Genomic DNA, 25,322 nt, shown 5'->3' with positions numbered 1-25,322 from the left:
ATGGGAAGACGGGCGGAGACAGGCCGATGGAAATCAGCGAAGAAATCATGGGCCCGGCTCTGGTCATGACCCTGGCGGGACGGCTCGACAGCAATACCGCGCCGCTGCTCGAAACCCGGCTGCCCTCCCGTATCGAGGGCAATCCGGCCACCGTGATCGATCTCTCGCAAGTCAGCTACGTCAGTTCGGCGGGGCTGCGCATCCTGCTCAAGGGCGCGAAAGTGGCCAAGGCATCGGGCAACAGGCTCGCGCTTTGCGGCCTCGCTCCGTCAGTCAAGGAAGTCTTCGATATCAGCGGGTTCTCCGCCATCTTTACGATCGCACCTGACCTCGATTCCGCGCTCGGTTGAGCTTGCGGGGCCGATCACTGCGAACATGCCGGTCGTCGTCAGGAGCGCGTCGAGACTGGCCAGCCATTCTTCCGGGCCGATACCGGGCGCGGCCTTGAGATAAGCCCGCGCGCGCTGCGCTTCGACGGCTTGCGCGAGAGTGACAAGCTGCAAGGCGCCTTCAGCCAAAGGCTCGTGCCATTTGTGCACGACCAGCGCCGAAAGAGGATGGAGTTGGCCCAGAAGGTCCAGGGCGCGGTCAAGTTCCGCCTCTGAGCTGCAAGCCTCGATCCGTCGCCGGACCTGGCAAGCCGCTGCCAGCGCTTCGACAGGGTCCGCATCCTCGCAGCACCCCAGGACGACGGCACCGCCCTGCCGCCCGATGTCGGCGTGGGCGAAGAAACTTCCCGGTGCAACCTTGCCACAGGCGCGCATGGCGACAACGGCACCCCCTTTGCGATATGTGCAAGGGGCGAATTCAACCGCCCTGACATGCGCCATGGCGCTGTCGCGGTTGCGCAGACGAGCCTTGCGCGCGGCGACCAGCCTTGCGCGCACTTCAGCAGCCTCGCCACTGGCATCCATGAGCCGCACGGCCCCGGCAAGATCCTGCGCCTCGCGGATACGCCAGATGACCTCGCCGTCCGCGACCTGACCCGACAGAGCCCGTCGGCTCAGGTCCAGTTCGCGGGTCAATCGGCGGGCGACGAAAATGGCCAGCGCGCTCGCCAGGGCGATCAACCCGAGCGCGATCAGCACGATATCCCGGCGAATGAGACGCAAGTGTTCGGCGATCGGTGCGCGGCTGAAGCGGGCTGCGACGAAGCGGCCCTCTCCTGCCGGAGCAAGTCCCACGACCCATCCCCCTGCGCCGTCCTGCGCCATTGTCCGGATGGATGGCCGATCCGGCCGGGCAAGCAAGGCCGGATCCCATGCACGCGCACCCGACTTGAGCGCGAAGGCCGGTCGGTCCGGTTCGATGAGAAGCAGGGCATCGAGCCCCTCGACATGCCCAAGGGCCGCATCGAGCGCCTTGCGGCGGTTCGGTTGGGCAAGGGCCTTGCCCGGATCGGGCATTTCGCGCGTGAATTCGGCCACCGTCACCGCCGTGGCGAGAGCCTGTTCGCCAAGCGCGCGCTCCAGTTCGGTGCGGTCCTGCGTATAGAGCAGCGCCCCGTTGACGAGCGCCAGAGCGAGGAACAGGGGCACGGCCAGCAACATGATCGTCGAACGGATCGTCATGCGGCGGCCCCGGCCCGGATCGCTGCAAGGCCCACCACGAAATCGGGACACTCGCGCGCGATGGTAAAGAGGTGCGGCCTCGCAAGGCACAAGACCTGCGCGCCTTGAACTCCGGCGACGTAGTCCGAGCGAACCGGAAGGCCGAACAGCGCGGACTGCGCGTCGAACACGGCGGGCGCTGGCCTGCCGTCGACAAGGACCGAGCCGCCGACCACCGCGACAAGCCGCTGGGCCACGGCGCCGCCCGCAAGGACTGTATCTCCCGGTCCATATTCGAAGCGACGGGCATGGCGGGCGACAAGCAGCAGCTCGGTCTCCGTCAGCCGGTCGAATGGCGGACAGCCTGCAAGCGCCAGCGCTTCGGCAACGACCTGCGCCGCGATCATGATGCGTCACCCTGCCAGACGACGAAATCGCCGCCCGTCACCGGCGCGATCGAAACGCGCTCCATCGGATCGAAACGACCGGCATCGGCGGCACGTCCCGCAATGCGAAGTCCCGCCTGCGGCTTGCCATGCCATTCGACCGAACCGGCCACGCCATCGACCACAAGGCAGGCCCCGGTCTCGCAGTCAGCGAGCGAGGTCCACTCCGAACAGAGTGCCGGATTCCCGGCCATCGCCCGCGCAAGGCGCGCCATCGCGCGCTGGGCAAGGACCGTGCGCGGATCGGCGGGATCGCGGGGCACCCATGCGATCGCCCGGTCGGTTCCGGACAGCAGGATCACCGGCTCGCCCGGAGGGATACCGGACCCGCTCGCAAGCAATTGTGCGTGAGCGCACTTGTCTTCCTGCACGCTGCGGCGCCCGCGCGCCTCCAGCTCGCGAGAAATCTTCGCCGCGCGTTCAAGCAGGGCTTCACGCAGGACCGTGACTTCGCGCGGCGCCTTGCCTTGCGTTGGACTGTGCCTGCGCCCAGCCGCGACCCGCAGCGTCTCTTCGGTCAGCGCCTCGATGGGCCCGGCTATGCGCCGCACGAGCGCCAGCGAAACGAGGATGCAGGCAAGTACCGAGCCAATGCCGATCATCGCGCTCATGAATAGCGCGTTCTGCGTCGCGATCTGGATGACCGAGACGTTGACGTCTGCCCCGGCCGACGCCGCAATGCGGCCACCCGCGCCCCACACCGGCGCCGCACCTGTCTTCAGCAGGCCCCACTGCTCCTGATATTCGATCGGCGAAACATAGATCGCCCCGGATTCCTCGACCCGCCTGAGGCCCTCGGCCGTCTCGTCGGGCAAATCGTCGCTGGAACCGAGCGGGGAATGGTTCTCTCCCGTCGAAGCGTCGAGAATGTAGAGAATGTCCTGCGGGCCGCCGTTCACCTGGGTGTAGAGATAGGTCAGGCCCAGTTCCTCGCGAATGCGCCGCATGGGCCCGACATTGCGGCGATAAGCGGCGCTGGCCTCGGCGGCCTGGCTATCGCCGCCCTTGAAGGCGGCAGCGATCAGGGCATCGTGATCTTCCGGATCGACCATCGCCCCGGCAAGTGCGCTCGTCGTCACCAGCTTGCGCTCGAATCCTTCAAGGATCGAGGTGTAGAGCCAGTTGTAGACGAGTACGGCCAGCAGCACTGCCACCACCACGACGGCGGGAAGGAAAGTGCGCAGCAGCAGCGCTTTGATCGGAACGCTTCTAGGCCGCATATTGCCGATCGTCCTGCGACTTGAGCAGAACCAGCGCCAGTTCGGGGAAGCGCGCGGCAACCTCGCCAAGGTCACGATAGGCGATCCAGAACGGGGTCCCCCCGGCCATGGCTGCCAAAGCCCTGCTCTCCGGCCTTTCGAACGTGGCACCCTGCGCCGCTGCGCCCAAGGCTTCGAGCGTGGCGCCGCCGACTTCGGGATGGTCCGCCAGCGCCGCCAGAAGATCCAGCGCATGGGGCTGCACCGCGCCGTCGATCTGCATGATGCCAAGGACATGGCATCGCACGGCCTCAGGGATACCGCTAAGGATCACGTCGTGAAGTTTCTGGATAAAGGTGCCGCCATCCAGACGGGCATGGAGGACGTCCGCCGCAAGGATCATTTCCAGCGGCTGGCCGCCCCCCAGAGCCTGCCCCAGGATCTGATCGAGATCCCTTGCCGCAGCCTGAGGGATCTGCGTTTCACCGTGCAGCAAGGGGCCGAGCCGGCAAAGATATTGTCGATCGATGCTACTCTCGATCGCCTCGACCGCATTGCCGCGCACCTTGGGATTGGCGGAATGGAGCGAGACGATCAGGAGATCGAAATTCGGCAGCAGCCCGCCGACAGCAAGGAGTTCGAGCACGAAATCGATCGCCGCTTCCGCCCGTTCGCGCTGGGCGCGCGCCAGCAGGGCGATGGAGCGGTGTGTCCGGCCATGGACATCGAGCAGGCTTGCCGCATGGTTCAGGCGCGAGGCTTCATCCAGTTCCCCGATCACGAGACGGTCGAGGTTGGCGGCAAACTGGGCGTAGGAATTCTGCGCCAGCGCACGGGCGGCTATGGCGCGGGACCGATAGGGCAAGGCCCTGTCGCGCAGCCCGCCCAGCAAGCGCGGGATCGCCGTCTCGCCCAGCCCGGTCAGCATCGTCGCAATCGCGCGGCTTGCCCTTGGCGCCAGTTCGGCGGCCGCCTCGAGAATGTCGGGTATGGATTCGCTGTCCCCGATCCGTCCGAGCAGACGGATCATCCGCCGCCGCTCGTCGCGATGCAGACGCGGCAGGCACCGTGCCAGCGCCGGGACGATGTGTACGTCCTCGGGCGTAGCCAGTCGGTCGATGGCCTCGGTAACGCCGATACGCTGCGTCGGATCGTCTTGAGCCAGCCGCGCCAGCAAGGCGTCGATATCGCTCCCGTCCGGCGGCAAGGGACTGCGCGCGGTATCGGCGTCCAGCAGCCGCGCGGCGATCTGCGCCTCCTCCCCCTCGCCCGCCGCGGCCTTGGCAAGCAGGGCTTTCGTCTCGGGTTCGAATTGCGGGGCCAGCACGCTGCGGTCGCCGAAGTTCATCCAGCCCTGCCGCATGTTGGCGGTCATCGCCGAAGGATAGAGCTGGCGCAGCGCGACGACGACGGCGATCAGCGTCGCGCCGACAATGATCCCGATGCCCGAAAGCTCGCGCATGTCCACCTGGCTCGCCACATAGATCAGGAAACCGCCGGAGACGAGGCTGGCCAGCGGCTCGGCCATGCCTTCCATCACCGTGCGCAGCGGCCGCTTCACCTGCGAAGGGACCGCGTTGAAAAGCAGGTTCTGGTTGTTGTACTCGATCGAGGTCAGGACCCCGTGATAGGCGAAAAAGGCCGCCAGCGCCGCACCCGTACCGCCCTGCAGGAAGAACCAGCCGAACACCGCGAAATAGGTCAGCGGATGGATAAAGGCGACATTGCGCACCCCCAGCCGCGCCACCAGCCGGTTGAACACGAAAAGACAGGTCACGAGGTTGAACAGGTTGGCAGCCGCGTAAAGCGTGCCGAAGAGCGACGCCAGCGCGGCCTCGTCGCGGCCCTCCTGCAGCACCATCGAGTACTGGTACTCGGCCAGATTGGTCATCAGCAGGGTGACGAAGAGCACCAGGGTGAAGACCATCGTATAGCGCGAGCGACCGAAGGCGCGGCCGACCGCCGCCAGCTGACTCAGGGCATCCCCGGTTTCTTCGTCCAGATCGCTGTCGCTTTCGGCAATCTGGCTCCAGCGACGGCGCAGGAGAACGGCGAGCGGTGCGGTTGCCAGGGCGATGGCCGCCCACAGCAGGAAGAAATCCTGCACCGCCACCCTCTCGGCCAGCACGCTCACCAGCATCGCGCCGCAGGCCGTGCCGAGCGCGCAGAATGCGGCGAACAGCGGGAACAGCCGCTTGGCGTCCTGGATCGCGAAATAGGCGTCGGTATAGTTCCAGAACAGGGAGTAGAGCGCGATGTACCACATCGCCAGGTAGAGCTTCACCGCGAAGTATAGCGGAACCTGCCATTGCGGGGGCAGTCCGGCATCAATCAGGGCCCAGAACGCCACCCCGCCCGCGACCAGCGCGGCCAGGGTCAGGTCGACCATGCGATCGATCGAGAAGCGCACCAGCAGATAGGAGAACAGCACCGTGTAGAGCAGCATGACCGCCGGCGTCAGCATGAACACCAGCGGCAGGCGGTCGGCGCCGACATTGCTCAGGAATGCCGCATCGCCGGCACTGAAGCCGACGCCCATGCCCATCTGCAGCAGGAATCCGAACAGGCCGAACTGGATCAGCCGGGGCCATTCACCGCGCTCGAGCCGGAAGAGGCGGTTAACGAGATCGAGCAATTTTCTCCCCACCAATGTCGCGGTCCGGCTTAATCAATTTTTGCAAGTATCGCTGCAATAGGGCTTATTCCGTTTCAATCGCGTTATCAGGCACAGTATCGGGGGATCATTCTCGTGGCGACCATGGATGGAGCGCAAAGGGTGCGCAGGTTCGGCCTCAAGCCGCAACTGCTGCTCCTGCTCTTTGTACTCAACCTGGTTTCGGCAACGGTATATACGGCGGTTCTCTACGGCACCGACCGCAACGAGATCCTCACCGGCATCGACGGCAAGCTGCAGACCGCGACGAACGCCGTGCGCGAGATCATTCCCGATGGATATCACCGGCGCATCCGCGATGCGAACTCGGTCACGCCGGCCGAGTACAAGCAGATCCAGCAGCACCTTTCACGCTTCGGCAATGCCTCGGGCCTGATGTATGTCTACACCTACATGAAGTTCGGCGACGATATCCGGACCGTAGCCACCAGTGCCACCGACGACGAGATCGCGCGGGGCACCCAGACGAAGTTCTTCACGCTCTACGACACAGCGCCCGACAAGCTCTATCGCAGCTTCGCCGACGGCAGGATCCGCTTCGACGAGTACAGCGACTCCTTCGGCCGCTTCCGCTCGATCTACATGCCGGTGAAGAGCCCTGACGGGCGCGTCCACGTCATCGGGGCGGACATCGACCTGACATGGCTCGACGAACGGCTGCACAAGGCACTCGTCAAGTCGATCGCGATCGGCATCGCCCTGTTCGCGCTGTCGATGGCGGTCGGCTGGTTTCTGGTCTCGCGCATCGTCGAACCGCTGGTGCGGCTGACCACCTTCACCCGCAACATGGAGACGCGCAGCTTCCAGCCCGACGAGGACGAGATGGACGCCATGCGCAGGATCAGCCGCGACCGGGGCGATGAAGTGGGTAGCCTTGCCGAAGCGATGGCCGGGATGATCGCCCGGCTCCAGCGCTACCTCATCGAAGTCGAGGAAGCGACGGCGGCACGCGAGAGGGTAGAGGGCGAGCTATCCGCGGCGCGCGACATCCAGATCGGCATGTTGCCGCGCAAGTTCCCGCCCTTCCCCGACCGCCGCGACCTTGACGTCTTCGCCCTGCTCGAACCGGCCAAGCAGGTCGGCGGCGACCTCTACGACTATTTCCTGATCGACCGGAACCGCCTGTTCTTCGTCGTCGGCGACGTATCGGGCAAGGGCGTGCCGGCAGCGCTGTTCATGGCCATGACCACCACCCTGTTCAAGGCGCACGCGATGTCCGGCGGCTCCACCGGCCGGATCATGGAACGGGTCAATGCCGAACTGTCGCGCGACAATGCCGCCGAGATGTTCGTCACCATCTTCGCCGGCATCCTCGACTTGCGCAGTGGCGAGGTGGAATACAGCGACGGCGGCCACGAGGCGCCCTTCATCGTGCGGGCCGACGGGTCGGTCGAACGGCTGGCCAAGCACCAGGGCATGGCGCTCGGCGTGTTCGAGGACGTTCCGTTCCGCACCGGCCATTTCGATCTGCGCGAAGGCGATGCGCTGGTCCTCTTCACCGACGGCGTTTCAGAGGCGACGGGCGCGAACGACGAACTGTTCACCACGGCCCGCATCGCCGATGCCCTGGCCAGCGCACGCGCCGAATTTTCCGCAAGACTGATTTCCGAAGGTCTTGCGCAGAGCGTGCGCGGTTTCGTGGGCGCCGTGCCGCAGTCGGACGACATCGCGATCCTGACGGTCTGCTACGAAGGTACGCGCGAAACCGTCAGCCCAGCTTGATCGGCGGGCGTTCGAGCCCGTGCATCTTGCGCAGGTAGAGGCGCATGTCGTCGATCTGGCGGCGCAGTTCTTCCACGCTCGCCGGACGGGCATCGAGGGCGGCGGCGATGTAGGGGCAGCTCTCGCGCTCCCAGGGCAGGAAGTCGAATCCCTCCTCGGCATCGTGCATCCACACAATCGGATAAGGGCGACCGAACATGACGCCCTTCAGTTCCTCGCGCCCGACCAGATACATGGCAACGGTCGAAAGGTTATCCGCTTCCAGCAGCGTCTCGACGAGGTCCAGCGAAAGCACGAGACTGGCCGGGCGGGCATATTTCGAAAGACGAAAGCCCAGGTCGAGGTCCGGCCCGATGAAATCGAGGTGCGGCGCCGCATCGTCCGAGGACAGCTCGGGGATCTCGAGCGCGATGTTGTTCTCGACAAAGTCGGCCAGCCAGGCCGTACCCTTGAGACGCAGCGGCAGCGTTTCGAAGTGGTTGGCCTCGTACAGCCGCATGGTGCGCAACAGGACGCGCAGGATACCGGTCAGCTCTTCGGCGCTGGAAGGCTGCGCAGTGAAGATCGCCTCGTCGCCCATGGCCTTCCAGACGTCCACGACCGGGGTCTCGTCCTCATCTAGGAATTCGAAGCCCATCTGCCCCACCAGCATCAGCGGAAAATTGGTGAAGAAGGTGCGGAAGATCTCCATCCAGCCCCCCGGTCCCTTGGCGTTCCTGGTCGCCTTGAACTGGGTCGAGCCAACCATGTCTACGGAAAGGAAGAGACGGGACATCAAGCGTACCTGCAATCAGAAACTGGCGGTAAGCGAGGCGACGACGCCGGCCCTGGCGAAACGACCTGCCTCATCGACGCCGGAATAGTTGGTATCGACGTAGGACAGCGATGCGGTCAACGGCCCCGTCGCGTAGGAGAGGCCCGCTTCCCAATCCCACTTGCGGAAGTAGACATCGCCATTTTCATAGCCCACGTGGCCGAACAGGCTGGCGGGAATGCTGCCCAGCGGGACCTGCCCCTTTGCCGCGAGGTAGATGTTGTCTCCGCCGAAATTGTCCTGGCGGGGCACCCAGCCCATATCAAGGCCGACGCTACCGGTCCCCAGCCTCGTCGATGCCGATCCCAGGACCTCGAAGTAGTTGACACTGTGGCCGCCGGGATAGACGTAGGTGAGCGCGGTGACGGAATAATCGATACCGGCGACCGAGCCGCCATAGCCTCCATAGAGGTCGAGTTCGGTGTTGGAACCGCCGGAATTCGCAATGCTCGAAGCCCAGGTGCCGATGAACAGGCCGCTGTCATGGCTGAGGTCGATCCCGCCCTGGATCGCAGGATCCTTGCCGGACAGGCTGATACCGCGAAACCGGTAATCGGAGACGATGCTGGCGTTGGCGGAAAGCTGGAAGGCAGGCGTAACGCTATTGCCGCTTTCCTGCGCGGCAGCCGGCAAGCCCGTCCCACCCAGCACGAGTGCGAGAAGGCCAACCGAAGATCTCACGCCAATTGCCACGCCCGCAGCCACTCCATCCCGTGATCGTGCAGGCTTAGGCGCATTCCCATAACTATTGGTAAATCAACACCAACGGGGTCTAAGACTGGGCTACGGGAAAGGCGAGCCACGTGCCCGGCCGGTCAATTGTTACCCAACTCGATGACGGCACGCGCCATGGAGACCAGTTCGGCCTCGCGATTGACCCCGCATTTCTGGAAAATCGTGCGCAACTGGGTAGCAACTGTCTGTACGCTCACCCCGCGCCGGTGCGCCGCTTCCTGCCGCGACTGACCTTGCGCGAGCAACGCCACGATCTGCCCTTCGGCTCCGGTCAGGCCGAACGCCGCGCACAGCCGCTCCACCTGATTGTCGCTGGCCGGGAGCGGCGAGCGGAAAGACACGACGACCCTTGGCGAGAAGCCGAAGTTCCAATCCTGTCGGGGCAGCGTGCAGACTTCCACCAGTATCCGCCCTTGCGCGGTGGAGATCCACAATTCGGATTGCGGCGGACTGTCCGCCAGCGCCGCGCTCAATCGGCGCTGCAGTTCCCGGTCTATATCAGCACGTACCGCTCGCAAGGCCCCCGCCCTCACCTGGAATGTCTGCCACCCCAGCATCTTTTCCGCGGCCTGGGTCATGGCGCAGACCTTGCCGGTCCCGTCGAGCAGGATCGCGGCATGACGTATGGCTTCCAGAGACCCGCGCAGAAGTTCAACACCGCGATGCTCGACCGCCTTCTGCAGTTGGATCGCCCGCAGGACGTGCGGCGCGGCCTCACCGAGCACCTTGCGCTGCGCTTCATTCGTCGCACCGTCCGAGCGTGCATGGAGCGCGGCCACGCCAAAGAATGCGCCGGGCCGGTCGACGAGGATCACCTGCGCGCCCTGCTCCGCATCGTACTTGCGCACGTGATCGAGGTAGACATCATTCGTGGAAACCTTGCGAACCGCATCGTAATGCCGCTCCCACGTAACTTCGAAGGGCTTGGCAATCGCGGCGACCCGGTAGTTCACGTCGGCGCGATAGCCTTCGATCCTGAGGAACTCCTCGGCGTAGCCTTCATCGACGTCGGTGACCCAGTTGAAGCTGACATGATCTTTACCGAAGGCAACCAGTTGTGCGCGCGCCGAACCGGTCGCATCCGCCAATGCCCGCAGCGCGGTATCCCACCCTGCGTCACTGAAAGGCGCCTGCGCAAAAAGCCGAGCGATATCTTCGCGACGTCCTGATTCGCCCTCCATCCGAGCCCCCCGAATGCCCCATCCATGATGCTTTTATGCAGTTGCAATCGTTTCGCAAGCCATTGAGAATCTTGTTCTCCTCTTTCCCATACCCTGATCATGGTATGATTTTCCTGCGCAAAACGGGCATTGGCCGCATGCGACCCAATGGATCGGCTTCTGCAGATCCTGGATTACTTGCCCGGGAATGACATTTGTCTTCCCGGGCTTTTTGGTTCCGCTCATTCCGCCGCTTGTCCTGGCCGCGCCTGACTTCACGACAGTAAAGCGATTTCATGCGATTGATCGCAGTAATGATCCTCTCAAGTCGATAATAGGCAGCAGCAGCGGACTTGAATATCAAGCAAAGTTGCCACTCGCCTCGGACCGCCGACCTTTCAAAACGATAACAATGGATAGCAATTGACAGACCTCGTCTACGGTCCTGCACGTAGAATTCTGCCAATCTAAATTTTCACTTACACATTTACTGTGGCTCTCATCGAAGGCCGTCTGCCTGCCAACGGGGGAGAGCGTTGTGGCAAGCCGGGCTGCCGACATGATTTCGAGGAGTCCGACATGCTGCAATGGTTTGAGAAGACTGCCCCCATCCGAACGAAATTCAAGGCGCTGACCGCGCTGCTCGCCCTCATCGGTACGACAGGCCCCGTCACGACATGGCTGGCCGGCGGCAGCACCGAATTGATCGGCGCCGCGTCTGCGTCACTGGCCGCTACCGTAATCGCGATGATCGTCGCTGCGCGACACATCACCACCCCATACGTCAATACCGTGATGCGCATGGAAGCGCTGGCGGACGGCGATACCGACAGTCCGATCCAGTACACCGACTACAAGGACTGCGTCGGCCGCATGACCAAGGCCATGGCTACCTTCCGCAACAACGCCGTGGCCCTGCGCAGCGACAATGCCGCGCAGGAAAAGACAATCATCGATGCCCTGAGCGGAGGATTGAAGAAGCTCTCCAGCAACCAACTGGACTGCGAGATCCGCGATCCCTTCCCCGGCGCCTACGATGACTTGCGCAGGGACTTCAACGCCGCCGTCCGATCGCTCGCCGATACCATCCGCTCGGTCCGGACCGCCGCCGCAAGCGTGCGCACCGGCGCAACCGAGATCCGCTCCGCCTCCGACGACTTCGCCGCGCGCAACGAACGCCAGGCCGCCAGCCTGGCCGAAACCGCCTCGTCGATGAACGATGTCACCACCAACGTGAAGCGGACCGCCGACAAGGCAACCGACGTCCAGCAGGCCGTCTCCGGCGCCCACCGCGAAGCCACCGAAGGCGGCGAAGTGGTTCGCAAGGCCATTGTGGCGATGGGCGAAATCGAGAAGTCCGCGCAGGAAATCGGCCAGATCATCAACGTGATCGACGGGATTGCCTTCCAGACCAACCTCCTCGCGCTCAACGCCGGGGTCGAGGCTGCCCGGGCAGGCGACGCCGGCAAGGGCTTCGCGGTCGTCGCCAACGAAGTGCGCGCACTTGCCCAGCGCTCGGCCGAAGCGGCGAAGAACATCAAGGAACTGATCACCGTCAGCAGCAAGCAGGTAGGCGACGGCGTGGTTCTGGTCGGCGATACCGGCTCGCTGCTCGAGAAGATCGTTGCCAGCGTGGGCGACATCGATGAGCTGATGTCCGAGATCGCCAGCAATGCCACGCAGCAGGCCAGCAATCTCCAGCAGATCAACGATGCCGTGAGCGAAATGGACCGGCTGACCCAGCAGAACGCGGCGATGGTCGAGCAATCGACCGCCGCCTCGCGCAGCCTGGCCGACGAGGCGAACGAGATGACCTCGCTCGTCTCTTCCTTCGTTACCGGCGAGGAGGACATCGTGCGGCCGATGCGCAAGTACGCCCCGCCTGCGCCGTCGGCACCTGCGCCCTCCTTTCATCCGGCACCCCGGTCGCAGCCCGTGGCCATGGGCAATGTCGCCCTGCAGTCGGTACCGACGAACGACGAGGACTGGAGCGAATTCTGAGCCTCAATCGATAGCGGCTTGTGCAAAACCCGTGAGTCAGCCCCGCGATTGCGGGGCTGACTTGCATTCGCAACCCACGCATTCCCGCCGTTTGCGCCCCTTCAAGGGGCCGCAGAAGCCCGCAGGACTTGCCGAAGCGTCGAAAAACGGCAAATAGCGCGGCATGAGCTGGCTAACACGCGTACGCAATTCCCTCTCGCGCACGAGCAAGCGCGACACACCCGACAACCTCTGGATCAAGTGCCGATCCTGCGGTGAGATGCTGTTCGTCAAGGACTTCGAGGACAACCTCTCGGTCTGTCCGAAGTGCGACTACCACGGGCGTATCGGCGCGCAGGAGCGCATCGGGCAATTGCTCGATCCCGGATTCTCGATCCTGCCCACGCCCAAGGTCAAGGAAGATCCGCTCAGGTTCCGCGACAGCAAGAAGTATCCCGACCGCCTCAAGGCCGCCCGGGCCAACTATCCCTACGGCGATGCGCTGACCAATGCCGTCGGCCAGATCGAAGGCAAGAAGCTGGTGCTGGGCGTGCAGGACTTCGGCTTCATGGGCGGTTCGATGGGCATGGCCGTGGGCGCGGCCTTCGTTGCCGGGATCGAACGCGCGATTCGCGAGAAGTGCGGCTACGTCATTTGCACTGCCGCCGGTGGCGCGCGCATGCAGGAAGGCATTCTCAGCCTGATGCAGATGCCCAAGACCACCGTTGCCCTGCGTCGCCTCAAGGCGGCAGGGCTGCCCTATATCGTCGTCCTGACCGACCCCACGACCGGCGGCGTCACGGCAAGCTATGCCATGCTGGGCGACGTCCAGATCGCCGAGCCCGGCGCGCTCATCGGCTTTGCCGGCCAGCGCGTGATCCAGGACACCATTCGCGAAAAGCTGCCCGACGGCTTCCAGCGCGCGGAATACCTTCACGAACACGGCATGGTCGACATGGTCGTGCATCGCCGGAACATGCGCGAGACGCTTGCGCGCCTGCTCGATTATCTCCGTCCGGTTGCAACAGCAGCCTGACAACGCAAAACTGGGCACAGCCCCTTCGGGGAAAAACTGTGCAAGGTTAGGATTAATCCCTTGTCACGTGCTATTGCCCCCGCAATAGCCGCGGCAAAATATGCTGATCCGAGGAACGCATGGGTAACCAAACGAGCGGCAAGGCCGCTGGCATGAACATTGACAGCGCACTCGTGCGCGAACTGGCGGAACTTCTCTCCGACACCAACCTCAGCGAAATCGAGGTGGAAGACGGTGAACGTCGCATCCGCGTCGCCCGCACGCTGATGGCAGCGCCGATGGTCCAGGCGGCCGTCGCCCCGGTCGCTGCTGCCGCTCCGGCCGCTGCCGCGCCTGCAGCAGCAGAAGCCGCTGCCGCACCGGCCATGGACGGCACCGCCGTCAAGTCGCCGATGGTAGGCACCGCCTACCTCGCCCCGGAACCCGGCTCGGCGAACTTCGTATCGGTCGGCCAGAACGTGAAGGCGGGCGATACCCTGCTGATCATCGAGGCGATGAAGGTGATGAACCCGATCACCGCACCTGCCGCGGGCACCGTCAAGGCCGTGCTGGTGGACAATTCCCAGCCGGTCGAATTCGACCAGCCGCTCGTCGTCATCGGCTGATCGCCATGGGCATTTCCCGCATACTGATCGCCAATCGCGGTGAAATTGCGCTGCGCATCCATCGCGCCGCGCATGAAATGGGCATCGAGACGGTCGCCGTGCACTCCACGGCCGATGCCGACGCGATGCACGTTCGCCTTGCCGACCACGCGGTATGCATCGGCCCGCCCTCGGCCCGCGATTCCTACCTCAACGTCGCCGCGATCATCGCCGCGGCGGAAATAACCCAGGCTGACGCGATTCACCCCGGCTACGGCTTCCTTTCGGAGAACGCCAAGTTCGCCGAGATCGTCGAAGCCCACGGGATCACCTGGATCGGCCCCAAGCCCGAGCATATCCGCACGATGGGCGACAAGGTGGAAGCCAAGCGCACTGCCGGTGCGCTCGGCCTGCCGCTGGTCCCCGGTTCGCCGGGCGCCGTCGAAGACCTCGACGAGATCCGCGAGCTTGCCAAGGAAATCGGCTACCCGGTGCTGGTGAAGGCCGCTTCGGGCGGCGGTGGACGCGGCATGAAGATCGTGCCCAGCGAAGACCAGCTCGAAACGATGGTCAGCCAGGCCCGCTCGGAGGCCAAGGCCGCCTTCGGCGACGACACCGTCTACGTCGAGAAGTACCTCGGCAATCCGCGCCACATCGAATTCCAGATCTTCGGCGATGGCAATGGCAAAGCCGTGCACCTGGGCGAGCGCGACTGCTCGCTGCAGCGCCGCCACCAGAAGGTGCTCGAGGAAGCCCCCTCGCCCGTCATCACGGCACAAGAGCGCGCGCGCATGGGCGGCGTGGTTGCCAAGGCGATGGCCGACATGGGCTATCGCGGCGCCGGCACGATCGAGTTCCTGTGGGAAAACGGTGAGTTCTACTTCATCGAGATGAACACCCGCCTGCAGGTCGAACATCCGGTGACCGAAGCGATCACCGGGGTCGACCTCGTGCGCGAGCAGATCCGCATTGCCGACGGCAAGCCGCTGTCTGTCACGCAGGACGAGATCGAGTTCAAGGGCCACGCCATCGAGTGCCGCATCAATGCCGAGGATCCGTGGACCTTCGTCCCCTCCCCCGGCCTTGTCGACACTTTCCACGCGGCCGGCGGCATGCACGTGCGCGTCGATTCCGGACTCTACGCCGGGTACCGCATTCCGCCCTACTACGATTCGATGGTTGCCAAGCTGATCGTCTACGGTCGCACCCGCGAAGGCTGCATCATGCGCCTCAAGCGGGCGCTGGGCGAAATGGTCGTCGGCGGGGTCAAGACCTCGATCCCTCTGCACGAAGCGATCATCCAGGATCCGGATTTCCAGTCCGGCGACTACACGATCAAGTGGCTCGAACAGTGGCTGGCCGACAAGGCTGAAGCCGAAAGCGAGGCCAAATGATCTCCTATCTCGAATTCGAGAAACCGATCGCCGCCCTCGAGGCGCGCATCCACGAGCTGCGTTCGACCGCCGACACCGGCGGCCTCGACCTGATGAGCGAAATCCAGAAGCTCGAGACCAAGAGCGAACAACTGCTGGCGCGCACTTATGCATCGTTGACGCCGTGGCAGAAGACGCAGGTCGCCCGCCACCCGCAACGGCCGCACTTGCGTGACTACCTCGCCCATATCTTCACCGACTTCATGCCGCTGGGCGGCGACCGTCTCTACGGTGAGGACGCGGCGATCGTGGGTGGCATGGCCCGGCTGGGCGACCGGCGCGTCATGGTTATCGGCCATGAAAAGGGCCACGACACCCAGACCCGCATCAAGCACAACTTCGGCATGGGCAAGCCCGAAGGCTACCGCAAGGCGGTGCGCCTGATGGAACTGGCCGGACGCTTCGGCCTGCCGGTCGTGACGCTGGTCGACACCTCAGGCGCCTTCCCGGGCGTCGAAGCCGAAGAGCGCGGTCAGGCCGAGGCCATTGCCCGCGCCACCGAAGCGTGCCTGTCCCTGCCCGTCCCGATGGTCGCCACGATCGTCGGCGAAGGCGGATCGGGCGGAGCCGTCGCCCTGGCGAGCGCCGAACGCGTTCTCATGCTGGAACATGCGGTCTATTCCGTCATCAGCCCGGAAGGCTGTGCCTCGATCCTGTGGCGTACCGGTGAGCGCGCTGCAGACGCTGCCGCCGCCATGCGCGTGACGGCCCAGGACCTGCTCCAGCTCAACGTGATCGACCGCATCGTGCCCGAGCCGATGGGCGGCGCCCATCGCGATCCCGCAGCCGCATCGCAGGCGCTGGGTGCGGCCATTTCCGAAGAGATCGACGCACTGTCGGGCGTTCCGGCCAAGGACCTGCTCCATCGCCGCGAAGAACGCTTCCTGGCGATCGGCAACCTTTAAGGGGGCATCCCCCTCTCCCGATGACTTCAGGGCATGGCCGGAGTGCGCAGCGCGCTCCGGCCATTCTGATTCCTGCTGCCGCTCAGAGCGTGGCGAGCGCACTGCGGACCAGCGACGCGATATCGCCGTCGTGGGTAAACCCGGCCTTCTCGGCCGCGGGCGTGGCGAGAGGCGGCTGCGCGGCGAAGGCGGCTTCCAGTTCCGCATCGGCGCCATACGTCACCAGATCTTCGGATACGCCGCACTGGCGCGCGACCTCCGCAGCCAGGTCGCGCATGGAGATCCGCTGTGCCGGCAGGGTCACCGCCCGCGTGGGCGGCAGCAGTGCAGTATCGAGCGACAGCGCATGAACGAAGTTTTCGGCGCAGCGCGCCACCGATTGCGCCCAGATCATGCCCGATGCAGACACCGGGCAGGTAAATGCCTCTCCTGCCTTGAGGGCATGGAACAGGTTGCTCATGAAGGCCGACTTCATGCCCGATGGCCCCTTGGGCCGCGCAAGGATACCGGGCAGGCGCACGGTTACGCCGTCGATCAGGCCACGGTTGGACATCATCGCCACCGCGTCCTCCATCATCGCCTTGTGCCCGCCGTAGATCATCTTGGGCGAAAGCGGCGTCCCGTCGTCGACATGCGCGGGCAGGGGATCGCCGAAAACAGCGATGGAACTGGCATAGACGACGCGCAAACCCGGGCGCAGCGCGCTCGCTTCCAGCAGCAGGTCGTACATGGCATCGACATTGATCCGCCGCGATGCCGCGGGATCGGCCTCTGCCGCACCGCCCGGAACGGTCGCGAGATGAACAAGCGCATCGCAGCCGCCAGCCAGGGCCGCATCGCGAACGGCCCTGACGCCAAGATCGCCTGCCACGGCCCGGACTCCGCGCGCTATGCCGCCGGCCTGCGCGTCCAAGGCAACGACCGTATCGCCGCGCTCCAGCAGACGAGAGACAAGCTGCCGGCCGACGAAACCGCCTGCGCCTGTCACCACCACTTTCATTTCCATTCTCCTGTCCGTTCGGCTCGGTGGATGGGCCGCCGAGCGCGGGGCCACGAAGCCGGTGGCGCCATCCCGACATGCGGCACGCGATGCTGCATGCCATGGACGCTTCCAGTCCGCCACAAGGCTTTCGGTTCCTGAAGGCTGAGGCGCATGCCCCCCCAATGCGCTGAGTCTATTTGGCCCCGAACAGCAGTGTCGTGTTGAAATCCCGTGCATTCTGCCAGAACGGCGGGTCCGTGGGCTCGCGATGGATCACCCGGTGCATCGTCGCAGGAAGGCCCAGCTCCCGCCGCGCCAGCTTGCCCGGAATGATCGCCAGACTGTCCCTTGCGATAGGGAGATTGACCCAGCCTCCATCAACGAAAACCTGCGTGCAGATCGTATCGCGAGAGCCACTGATCGCGCTGAAGTAGCGCGTATCGTAGTGGGGCTTCTCGATCAGGTGCTCACCGGCTTCGAGGCGGTTGACCCGGCTGCGATCGGCAAAGCGGGCATTGGCCCATTTCGCTGGCCACGAAGCGAGTGGAAGCAGGCTCATCAGCCCGAAGACATCGCACAGCCCCTTGGCCGAAAACGGCCCCATGGCACGCGCCCGGGCGGTATCGATCGCGAAGCCGAGTTGCCCCCAACGCCCCAGCGAGTTGCCCACCAGCGCCGTCAGGCCATCCAGCGCGGCCACGCTGCACTGGTACTTGAGCCGTTGAACAGAGACCCGCCAGAATGGCGGTGCCATGTCATCGGGCGTCATGGCGGCCATGATCCGGGCCACCAGAGCCCAGCAATCGGCCAGCAGTTCGACCGACGGCGTCACGAGGATGCCGTCCTGTACGAAGCCGCCCGGTCGCATCGCGAACTGGCCGGATCCTTGCGTAATCTCGAACTTGCGCGCGATGTGGCCGTGCAGGCTGGGACGAAAATAGATCACGTCGCCCAAACTGTCGGTGATCTCTCCGCTGCCGTGGTGATTGTGCGCTATTTCGGCCAGCGTAACTTCCCACGGAAGCTTCTCGCGCTGATCGGCCATCAGCCTGTCCCACAAGTCGCGGAAGGTATCGTCCGGCGCGATCATCGCCGCGACCGCGCCCTGCGTGAAGGCATCCGCAAGCACACCCGGCTTCAACTCGTTCCATGCAAACTCGATGATCGCCACGCAGCCCCCCACTGACAATCCGGCCACCAGACCGGCCAGACCAAGTCGACGCCCCTGGAATCCCCTCGAGAATTGTGGCCACAAGTTACCATGTTGCGCCACGACCAGCTACTTTGGTTAAGGCTGACAACGTGGTTTTTATTTGGCGATTTAGAACAGTAGATTACATCGCAAGGCTGCGACAGCGCCCGGGCCGAGAGACACGATTTTGTGAGGATTGCCGCTGCCGCTGCAGAAGTGGTGAGCCCGACAGGATTCGAACCTGTGACCCGCTGATTAAAAGTCAGCTGCTCTACCTACTGAGCTACGGGCCCACGATGCCGTTTCGCGGCTGCGGAAGGGTCAACTAGGGACAGGGCGAGGCTTGGTCAAGCGCGCATGCAACTGTTTTACCGACAAGCCGGTCAACGGATCGCGCCATCCACCCGCTATCGTGAGTGCGGGCCCCAGCACGAAATCCCTCTGACGAAAGGCCGGGTGCGGGATGACAAGCCTGTCGCTGGTCCATGGACCGCCGTCCCACAGGACGATATCGAGGTCCAGCACCCGCGCGCCCCAGGGCCGTCCACCCGACTTTCGGCCGAACTTGCGCTCCATCTTGGCCAGCTTGTGCAGCACCTCGTCCGGATCGCGATGCGTGCTGACGATGGCAACGCCATTGGCATAGCGCCGACGCGAAGGTCCCAGCGGCGCAGAGTCGATAAGCGGAGAAACGGCCTCGACTTCGAACTTGCCCTTGTCGAGCGCGGCCAGCGCAGCCCTGAGCACCCTGTGCGGATCGCCATACTTGCGGTGCCGCATGTTCGATCCCAGCGCGATCAGGTAGCGGTGCTTCGCCAAGACGGTCAGACGTCCTGCGCGATGCGGGTGTAAAGCTGCGGGCGGCGATCGCGGAAGAAGCCCATGCCGGCGCGGTGCGTGGCCGCGCGCGCAAGGTCCAGCGTAGCGACAAGGACGCCGCTTTCCTCCTTGCCGAACTCGGCAACGAAATCGCCCCATTCATCGGTAATGAAGGAGTGACCGTAGAAGGTCTGCTCGCTGCCCGCTTCGGCTTCGATGCCGATGCGATTGGCAGCGATCACCGGCATGCAGTTCGAAACCGAATGGCCAAGCATGGCCCGGCGCCACATGCGGCTGGTGTCGAGCGTGGCGTCATAGGGTTCGGACCCGATGGCAGTGGGATAGAACAGCAGTTCCGCTCCCATCAGTGCCATCACGCGGGCGCATTCCGGGTACCACTGGTCCCAACATATACCCACGCCGATACGCGTGCCGAACAGGTCCCACACCTTGAACCCGTCGTTACCCGGCCGGAAGTAATACTTCTCTTCATAACCGGGGCCGTCGGGAATGTGGCTCTTGCGATAGGTGCCCATGATCTCGCCCTCGGCATCGATCATGGCCAGCGTGTTGTAATAGTGGTGTCCGTCCCGCTCGAAGAAGCTGGTCGGGATCGCCACCTTGAGCTTGCGGGCGAGCGCCTTCATCGCGATGACCGAAGGATGCTCTTGCGTGGGGCGCGCCAGCGCGAAGAGTTCTTCTTCCTCGACCTTGCAGAAATAGGGGCCCGAAAACAGCTCGGGCGGGAGGATGATCCGGGCGCCCTTGCCCGCTGCCTCTTCGACGAGAGCGGAAACGGCGGCGATGTTCTGCGCCTCGTCGGCGGAGCCAAGGGCGAGTTGCAGTGCTGCGACAGTGATTTCGGCCATGGGCCGGCCCTTTATCAGGGCCGCTTGCGGAACAGAAGCGTCATCCTGTCACTTTCGCCGATCGCTGCGTATTTCGCCTTGTCCTTATCCTTCAGCGCATAGGACGGCGGCAGGGTCCACACGCCCTCCTCCCAGTCCGCGGTGTCCTTCGGATTGGCGTTGACCTCGGACTTGCCGACCAGCTCGAAGCCGTTCACTTCCATGAACTTGATCACATCCGCCTCGCGCAAGTAGCCGCGATTGCCGTCGCTGACCGCATAAGGCGCGTCCGCCCTGGCCCGGTGCTGGACGATGCCGAGCAGGCCGTCGTCCTTGAGCAGCGCACGCATCGCCTTGATCTCGCCGTCGGCGACGTTCCAGCGCATCATGTTGTGCATCATGCGCACGACCAGGATCCGATCGAAGGTTCCCTTCTGGTCGTCCGGCACGGTTTCGAGAGTCATGCCCGAGAAACTCCGGGCCGGAAGCCCCGTCCATGTCGCAACCTGATCGGCGAAACCGGCGGCGGTGGCATTGATGTCGTCCGCTTCGAACGGCAGTTGCTTCGGATTGAAGAACAGCCCGGTCAGATGCCCTTCATTCGCCAGATAGGGCGCAAGCACCCGCGTATACCAACCGCTGCCCGGTTCGTATTCGCCGACCTTCATGTCCGGCCGAATGCGGAAGAACGACAGGGTCTCCGCCGGGTGGCGATAAGCATCGCGACCGTGGTCGTCCTTGCGTGAGGGATGAGCCAGGGCCAATTCGACGAGCGCTTCGCAGCCCTTGCAGAAATCGGCCTCGGATCGCGCCTCGGTACCGGCTTCGACCGTGGCGGCGGAGAGCGGTGCGGCCAACAGGCCCAGAAACGAGGAAAGGGCGACCAGTGTTCGACGCATCACGATTCTCCCAGCGAAGACGAAGTGTCGGAAAAGTAGACAAGAACGGGACAAAGGCAACCCGGACCGGAAGGCGAGAATAGCGCCTCCCGATGACAAGGGCAGGACAGCTTCCTATGTTCGTGACCTTGAATGCCCCCCGAACGACAAGGACAGGACAAACCATGGAAACGGCAATCGTGGCAGGCGGATGCTTCTGGTGCACGGAAGCGGTGTTCCGCGACGTCGTCGGCGTCAGCGAGGTCGAAAGCGGCTATATCGGCGGCTCCGTCGGGAATCCGAGCTACAAGCAGGTCTGCTCCGGCACTACCGGACATGCCGAGGCGATCAAGGTGACCTACGACCCCGAGACAATCTCCTATGCCGAAATTCTCGACGTGTTCATGGGCACGCACGACCCGACGCAGCTGAACCGGCAGGGTAACGATGTCGGCACGCAGTACCGCTCGGCGATCTTTCCGCTGGACGATGCGCAAAGGTCCGGGGCCGAAGCCGCCATCGCGCGCTCGAACGAGGAGAATGGCGGCAAGGTCGTGACCACCATCGAAGGCCCGGCCACCTGGTATCCCGCCGAGGACTACCACCAGGAATACTGGGAAGGCGAAGGCCAGCGCAATCCCTACTGCCTGGCCGTAATCCCGCCGAAACTTATGAAGCTGCGCAAGAGCTTTCAGGCCAAGGTCAAGGCCTGACCCGATCCAAGTCGTGCAAGCCCCTGTCGCCGCAAAGTCGACGGCAGGGGCTTGCGCCGCCTCCAATCGCTCCGCCACGCCATGCCGGCCGCTGGTCGTCGAGCTGAAGGATCAGGGGCAGGCGCCGCCCCGGTAATACCACTGCAACGCTGCAGGATCGCAACAGACCTGCTCCCCTACCTCCCGCAGCCTTCGTGAAATCGCCTCAGCAAGGGAACGCTTTCGCTGGCATCGTTCATGTACGGAGGGCCTTCGCTGGGAGCGGAAACGGCAGATCGATGCGAAGCACCGCAGACCGGCGATCGGTCGCGCCCTCAACGAAACCAGCCCCGTCAGGAGCCGAAATTACGACACGGACCGGGAAATCTCAAGCAAGGCAATAACGGGGATCGCGAATTCACGCCGCGATGAACTCGCTCACATCGGACAGCTCGGACACATGCTCGTCGTGATATTGACCGCAGGCCTTGCGCCACGAAAGCGACGCAAGGTTGCCGGCTACAGCGACTTTCAGGTCTTGCGCCAGCGTGCCACGAAAAAGCCGTCAAGCCCGCCCGCCTCGGCCAGCATCGCCGGATCGGTCCGTAGCCATCCCTCTTCGGTGGGCGATAGACCCGCGGGCAATTCGTCCTGCGCTATGGGTTGCGGAGTCAGCGCCACTTGCGCGGCCTGGGCTTCCCCCTCCCCGGCTTCGAGCGAACAGACGGCATAGACCAGCGATCCGCCCGGATTGAGCCAATCGACCGCGCGCGCCAGCAGGCCCGACTGCAACTCGGCCATCTCCGCAATCTGGCGCGCACCGATGCGGTGGAGAACGTCGGGATGGCGACGGCTGGTACCGGTCGCGGTGCACGGCGCATCGAGCAGGATCGCATCGAATGGCGCGCCGGGCTCCCACTTGAAGGCATCGGACTGGACCACATCGGCGCGCAGACGGGTACGCTCGAGGTTGTCCTTCAGCCGTTCGAGGCGACGCTTGGAGATGTCGAGCGCTGTGACCTCCCAGCCGGCAGCGGCCAGTTGCAGGGTCTTGCCCCCGGGCGCGGCGCAAAGGTCAAGCACGCGCCGCCCCTCGCCCGCTCCCAGCAGCCGCGCGGGCAGGCTGGCTGCAAGATCCTGCACCCACCATGCGCCCTCGCGGAAGCCCTCGAGGCTCTCCACCGCTGCGCCGCGCGGCAGGCGGACGTGCCCCGGCATCAGCGAAGTACCGCCCAGCCTTTCCGCCCACTCCTGCGTCTTTTCCGGTTCGCGCAAGGCAAGGTCGAGCGGCGGCGGCTCGGCAAGGCCCTGAGCGATGTCCGCTGCCCGCTTGCCCCAGCGTGCGCGAACCGCATCGGGCAGCGTCGGCACCTCCAGCAGCGAGACCTCCCGCTTCATCAGCGTTGAGAATACGCCATGCGCCAGCCGCCTCGGCCCGCCGGTCAGCAAGGGCAGACCCGTCGCGATCACCGCATGCGGCGGCGTTTCGAGGCGCAGGACCTGCGCGAGCATGAGTTCGAGGACCGCGCGCGGCTTGGCATCGTCGGGCAGGCGCTGGTGCGTGGCGCTGTCGATCAGTGCGTCGAGGTCCGCCTTCCAGCGCAGCACCTCGCCGGCAATCGCGCGGGTCAGCGCCCGGTCGGCATCGCCGCGCACGCGCGACAGGGCCGCACCTGCGGCCTGATCCAGGGTTTCGCCGCGCCGCAGAACGGCATCGATGAGGTTGAGCGCGGCACGGCGCGCCGGAAGGCCGGGAATGTCCATGCCGCTGCCCCTATAGCGGATTGCGTTTTCCCGCCAGTGGCACCACATGGGGACAATGACCGAACGCGCCACCAAACGTCCCGAAGGCTTCCGGAAGCCCGCACACTGGACCAACGATCCCGCGCCGCAGCCCAAAGACGCCAAGGCAGAGGAAGACTCGCTCGATCCCGACGGCGAACTCTCTCCCACGCGCTATGGCGACTGGGTGCACAAGGGTATCGCTGTCGACTTCTGAGAGAAGCCTGCGCCAGGCTGCTCGAAGCAAGTCCCGCGTTGACGAAACGGGTTCAGGAACTGCCGCCCACGACGCAGCGGTTCCTGCCGGCATGCTTGGCCGCGTAAAGCGGCTCGTCCGCGCGTGACAGCCAGTCTTCCACGGAAGTCACCGTATCGGTAAGCGGCGCGATACCGAAGCTTGCAGTAACGGCAATGGTGCGGCCGTCGGCAAGCTCGATCACCCGATCCTCGATAGCCTGGCGAAACCGTTCCGCCGCCCAGAAGGCATCGGGAGCCTCGGTTTCGGGCAGCAGCACCGCAAATTCCTCGCCACCAAGGCGGCCCAGCAGATCGACCGGACGCTTGGCGAGCGTCACCGTTTCCGCCAGCGCCTTGAGCGCGGCATCTCCGGCCGGGTGGCCATACGTGTCGTTCACCTGCTTGAAGAAGTCGATGTCGACCAGCAGCAGGCAGCTTGGCCTGCCATAGCGCCTGAAACGTCCGATCTCATGGCGTGCCATTTCAAGGAAACCACGCCGGGTGAGCGCACCGGTCAACTGATCGCGCTGGGCGATGCGGCGCAGTTCGAATTCGTTGACGACGATGCGGGCGAAATTGGACAGGAGCGCCACTTCCGCCTCGGTGAACTCACGCGGCTGGACATCGATGGCGCACAGGGTGCCGACGTTGAAACCCTCCGCGGTCTGTAGTGGAATGCCTGCATAGCTGCGGATCCCGGGTTCCCCCAGCACGAGCGGGTTCTCGGCGAAGAGCGGATGGACCTGCGCATCGCTGACGAGGAACGGCTCGCTTTGCCGAATGGCATGGGTGCAGAACGAAACGTCGCGCGGGGTTTCGCTAACATCCAGTCCTCGGCGCGCCTTGAACCACTGCCTGTCCTCATCGACCAGCGTAACCGTCGCGATCGGCACGCCCAGAACGGTGCGCACCAGCGATACCACGTTCTCGAACGGCTCCTCCGGCTCGGTATCGAGGATTTCCAGCTGCCGCAGGGCCGCAAGACGGCCTTGTTCGTCATCGGCAGGTGCAGGTTGCGTCAGGCTCGTAGTCATCGATTGGAAATCCGCATTGGGGACATTACTCCGGGGGCGGCCTCACCCCGATCTTGCGGCGCGTTCCGTCACGACTCAGGATTTCTACAAAGGTCTTGATGCCGCAATCAAGGGCCCGCATCAGGCCTGGATCTCGATCCGCGTCCCATCGGGCACGGTCTGCCAGAGGTATTCGATCTCATCGTTGGAAACCGCGATGCAGCCATCGGTCCAGTCGCCCGGCATCCGTCCCTGCGCCAGCCCGTTCGGCTGGCCGTGGATCATGATCATGCCACCCGCCGAACGACCGCGAGCCGCGGCAAAGACGCGGTCTTCCTCACTCGGATAGGAAATGTGCAGCGAGAGGTAGTAGGCGCTCTCGGGGTTGGCCCAGTCGATCTCGTAGAGCCCTTCGGGCGTCCGCCGGTCGCCCTCGAAGCGCTTGGGGCCGACCGGATCGCCCATCTGGATACGCTCTATCACGCGCACCAGCCTGCCTTCGGAAAAGAGCTGGATCGTGCGGTCGGACTTGTCGACGCGAACGAAGTCAATTTCCGGGAGTGCCTGCCCGTCCTGCGCCGAGGCGCCCGCGGCAAGCAGCAGGAGCAGCGGAGCGAACCTTGGCACGCTCCGCCGCATCG

24 protein-coding genes and 1 tRNA gene are annotated in these 25,322 nt (G+C 64.5%); 9 read left to right on the top strand and 16 right to left on the bottom strand.

Features of this window, described 5'->3' with window-relative positions; genetic code table 11:
- The first annotated feature begins 26 nt into the window (after window positions 1-26).
- Window positions 27-350: an STAS domain-containing protein gene (locus SPHV1_RS17405; RefSeq protein ID WP_054947326.1), complete on the top strand. Its 324-nt coding sequence runs from the start codon at window positions 27-29 to the stop codon at window positions 348-350.
- Here the strand turns inward: SPHV1_RS17405 and SPHV1_RS17400 are convergent.
- The 4 genes from SPHV1_RS17400 to SPHV1_RS17385 are packed head-to-tail and all read right to left on the bottom strand — an operon-like array spanning window position 270 to window position 5,830.
- Entirely contained in the window at window positions 270-1,571 is a 1,302-nt protein-coding gene (locus SPHV1_RS17400; protein ID WP_054947292.1) for a hypothetical protein, read from the bottom strand. The genes SPHV1_RS17405 and SPHV1_RS17400 overlap by 81 nt on opposite strands.
- A complete protein-coding gene (locus tag SPHV1_RS17395; RefSeq protein ID WP_054947291.1) occupies window positions 1,568-1,957 on the bottom strand; it encodes a Crp/Fnr family transcriptional regulator in 390 nt (129 codons plus the stop codon). The genes SPHV1_RS17400 and SPHV1_RS17395 overlap by 4 nt, the downstream gene beginning before the upstream one ends.
- A complete protein-coding gene (locus tag SPHV1_RS17390) occupies window positions 1,954-3,216 on the bottom strand; it encodes a HAMP domain-containing protein (RefSeq protein ID WP_054947290.1) in 1,263 nt (420 codons plus the stop codon). The genes SPHV1_RS17395 and SPHV1_RS17390 overlap by 4 nt, the downstream gene beginning before the upstream one ends.
- Window positions 3,206-5,830: an MFS transporter gene (locus SPHV1_RS17385; protein WP_231634725.1), complete on the bottom strand. Its 2,625-nt coding sequence runs from the start codon at window positions 5,828-5,830 to the stop codon at window positions 3,206-3,208. Before SPHV1_RS17385 ends, SPHV1_RS17390 begins: the two co-directional genes overlap by 11 nt.
- A gap of 123 nt (window positions 5,831-5,953) precedes the next feature.
- Between SPHV1_RS17385 and SPHV1_RS17380 the strand changes: the two genes are divergently transcribed.
- Entirely contained in the window at window positions 5,954-7,591 is a 1,638-nt protein-coding gene (locus tag SPHV1_RS17380) for a PP2C family protein-serine/threonine phosphatase (protein WP_054947325.1), read from the top strand.
- On the opposite strand, the gene SPHV1_RS17375 is transcribed toward SPHV1_RS17380, so the two are convergent.
- The 3 genes from SPHV1_RS17375 to SPHV1_RS17365 all read right to left on the bottom strand — a co-directional run bounded on the left by SPHV1_RS17375 (window position 7,578) and on the right by SPHV1_RS17365 (window position 10,321).
- Window positions 7,578-8,366, bottom strand: coding sequence for a hypothetical protein (locus SPHV1_RS17375; protein ID WP_054947288.1), 789 nt, complete (start codon window positions 8,364-8,366; stop codon window positions 7,578-7,580). The two genes, SPHV1_RS17380 and SPHV1_RS17375, sit on opposite strands and share 14 nt — an antisense overlap.
- 15 nt (window positions 8,367-8,381) lie before the next feature.
- Window positions 8,382-9,086, bottom strand: coding sequence for a TorF family putative porin (locus SPHV1_RS17370; protein WP_231634724.1), 705 nt, complete (start codon window positions 9,084-9,086; stop codon window positions 8,382-8,384).
- 134 nt (window positions 9,087-9,220) lie between these two features.
- A complete protein-coding gene (locus SPHV1_RS17365) occupies window positions 9,221-10,321 on the bottom strand; it encodes a helix-turn-helix transcriptional regulator (RefSeq protein WP_082431047.1) in 1,101 nt (366 codons plus the stop codon).
- Between the two features lie 558 nt (window positions 10,322-10,879).
- Here SPHV1_RS17365 and SPHV1_RS17360 point away from each other — a divergent pair.
- From SPHV1_RS17360 to SPHV1_RS17340, 5 genes are all read left to right on the top strand, one after another.
- A complete protein-coding gene (locus SPHV1_RS17360; protein ID WP_054947287.1) occupies window positions 10,880-12,301 on the top strand; it encodes a methyl-accepting chemotaxis protein in 1,422 nt (473 codons plus the stop codon).
- Window positions 12,302-12,464: 163 nt separating this feature from the next.
- Window positions 12,465-13,316 (top strand): acetyl-CoA carboxylase, carboxyltransferase subunit beta, encoded by an 852-nt coding sequence (gene accD, locus SPHV1_RS17355; protein ID WP_054947286.1) that lies wholly within the window; start codon window positions 12,465-12,467, stop codon window positions 13,314-13,316.
- A gap of 152 nt (window positions 13,317-13,468) precedes the next feature.
- Window positions 13,469-13,921: an acetyl-CoA carboxylase biotin carboxyl carrier protein gene (gene accB, locus SPHV1_RS17350; RefSeq protein ID WP_231634723.1), complete on the top strand. Its 453-nt coding sequence runs from the start codon at window positions 13,469-13,471 to the stop codon at window positions 13,919-13,921.
- 5 nt (window positions 13,922-13,926) lie between these two features.
- Complete coding sequence (accC, locus tag SPHV1_RS17345) at window positions 13,927-15,294, top strand: acetyl-CoA carboxylase biotin carboxylase subunit (protein ID WP_054947284.1); 1,368 nt, start codon at window positions 13,927-13,929, stop codon at window positions 15,292-15,294.
- The gene (locus SPHV1_RS17340) at window positions 15,291-16,238 is read left to right on the top strand and encodes an acetyl-CoA carboxylase carboxyltransferase subunit alpha (protein WP_054947283.1); all 948 of its coding nucleotides are present in this window, start codon (window positions 15,291-15,293) and stop codon (window positions 16,236-16,238) included. The genes accC and SPHV1_RS17340 overlap by 4 nt, the downstream gene beginning before the upstream one ends.
- Before the next feature lie 82 nt (window positions 16,239-16,320).
- Here SPHV1_RS17340 and SPHV1_RS17335 read toward each other — a convergent pair whose 3' ends face one another.
- The 6 genes from SPHV1_RS17335 to SPHV1_RS17310 form a co-directional block, all read right to left on the bottom strand.
- Entirely contained in the window at window positions 16,321-17,238 is a 918-nt protein-coding gene (locus SPHV1_RS17335) for an NAD-dependent epimerase/dehydratase family protein (protein ID WP_054947282.1), read from the bottom strand.
- Between the two features lie 175 nt (window positions 17,239-17,413).
- Entirely contained in the window at window positions 17,414-18,391 is a 978-nt protein-coding gene (locus SPHV1_RS17330) for a hypothetical protein (protein ID WP_054947281.1), read from the bottom strand.
- Window positions 18,392-18,629: 238 nt separating this feature from the next.
- Window positions 18,630-18,705 (bottom strand) — tRNA-Lys (locus SPHV1_RS17325).
- A 28-nt stretch (window positions 18,706-18,733) separates the two neighbouring features.
- Window positions 18,734-19,231 (bottom strand): 2-amino-4-hydroxy-6-hydroxymethyldihydropteridine diphosphokinase, encoded by a 498-nt coding sequence (gene folK, locus SPHV1_RS17320; RefSeq protein ID WP_054947280.1) that lies wholly within the window; start codon window positions 19,229-19,231, stop codon window positions 18,734-18,736.
- A 5-nt stretch (window positions 19,232-19,236) separates the two neighbouring features.
- Window positions 19,237-20,100, bottom strand: coding sequence for an N-carbamoylputrescine amidase (gene aguB / locus SPHV1_RS17315; protein ID WP_054947279.1), 864 nt, complete (start codon window positions 20,098-20,100; stop codon window positions 19,237-19,239).
- Window positions 20,101-20,114: 14 nt separating this feature from the next.
- Window positions 20,115-20,978, bottom strand: a complete 864-nt coding sequence (locus SPHV1_RS17310; protein WP_054947278.1) for a class I SAM-dependent methyltransferase — start codon at window positions 20,976-20,978, stop codon at window positions 20,115-20,117.
- A 164-nt stretch (window positions 20,979-21,142) separates the two neighbouring features.
- Here SPHV1_RS17310 and msrA point away from each other — a divergent pair, with 164 nt between their 5' ends.
- Window positions 21,143-21,670, top strand: coding sequence for a peptide-methionine (S)-S-oxide reductase MsrA (gene msrA, locus SPHV1_RS17305; protein WP_054947277.1), 528 nt, complete (start codon window positions 21,143-21,145; stop codon window positions 21,668-21,670).
- A gap of 510 nt (window positions 21,671-22,180) precedes the next feature.
- Here msrA and SPHV1_RS17300 read toward each other — a convergent pair.
- Window positions 22,181-23,413 (bottom strand): RsmB/NOP family class I SAM-dependent RNA methyltransferase, encoded by a 1,233-nt coding sequence (locus SPHV1_RS17300; RefSeq protein WP_054947276.1) that lies wholly within the window; start codon window positions 23,411-23,413, stop codon window positions 22,181-22,183.
- A gap of 55 nt (window positions 23,414-23,468) precedes the next feature.
- Here SPHV1_RS17300 and SPHV1_RS17295 point away from each other — a divergent pair, with 55 nt between their 5' ends.
- Window positions 23,469-23,648: a DUF1674 domain-containing protein gene (locus SPHV1_RS17295; protein WP_176167932.1), complete on the top strand. Its 180-nt coding sequence runs from the start codon at window positions 23,469-23,471 to the stop codon at window positions 23,646-23,648.
- A 52-nt stretch (window positions 23,649-23,700) separates the two neighbouring features.
- Here SPHV1_RS17295 and SPHV1_RS17290 read toward each other — a convergent pair whose 3' ends face one another.
- A complete protein-coding gene (locus tag SPHV1_RS17290; RefSeq protein WP_054947274.1) occupies window positions 23,701-24,702 on the bottom strand; it encodes a sensor domain-containing diguanylate cyclase in 1,002 nt (333 codons plus the stop codon).
- Window positions 24,703-24,822: 120 nt separating this feature from the next.
- Window positions 24,823-25,320, bottom strand: coding sequence for a murein L,D-transpeptidase family protein (locus tag SPHV1_RS17285; protein ID WP_054947273.1), 498 nt, complete (start codon window positions 25,318-25,320; stop codon window positions 24,823-24,825).
- Between the last annotated feature and the right edge of the window lie 2 nt (window positions 25,321-25,322).

It is taken from the genome of Novosphingobium sp. KN65.2, from assembly GCF_001368935.1.
Classification (GTDB): domain Bacteria; phylum Pseudomonadota; class Alphaproteobacteria; order Sphingomonadales; family Sphingomonadaceae; genus Novosphingobium; species Novosphingobium mathurense.
This window is presented reverse-complemented; position numbering and strand designations above follow the sequence as displayed.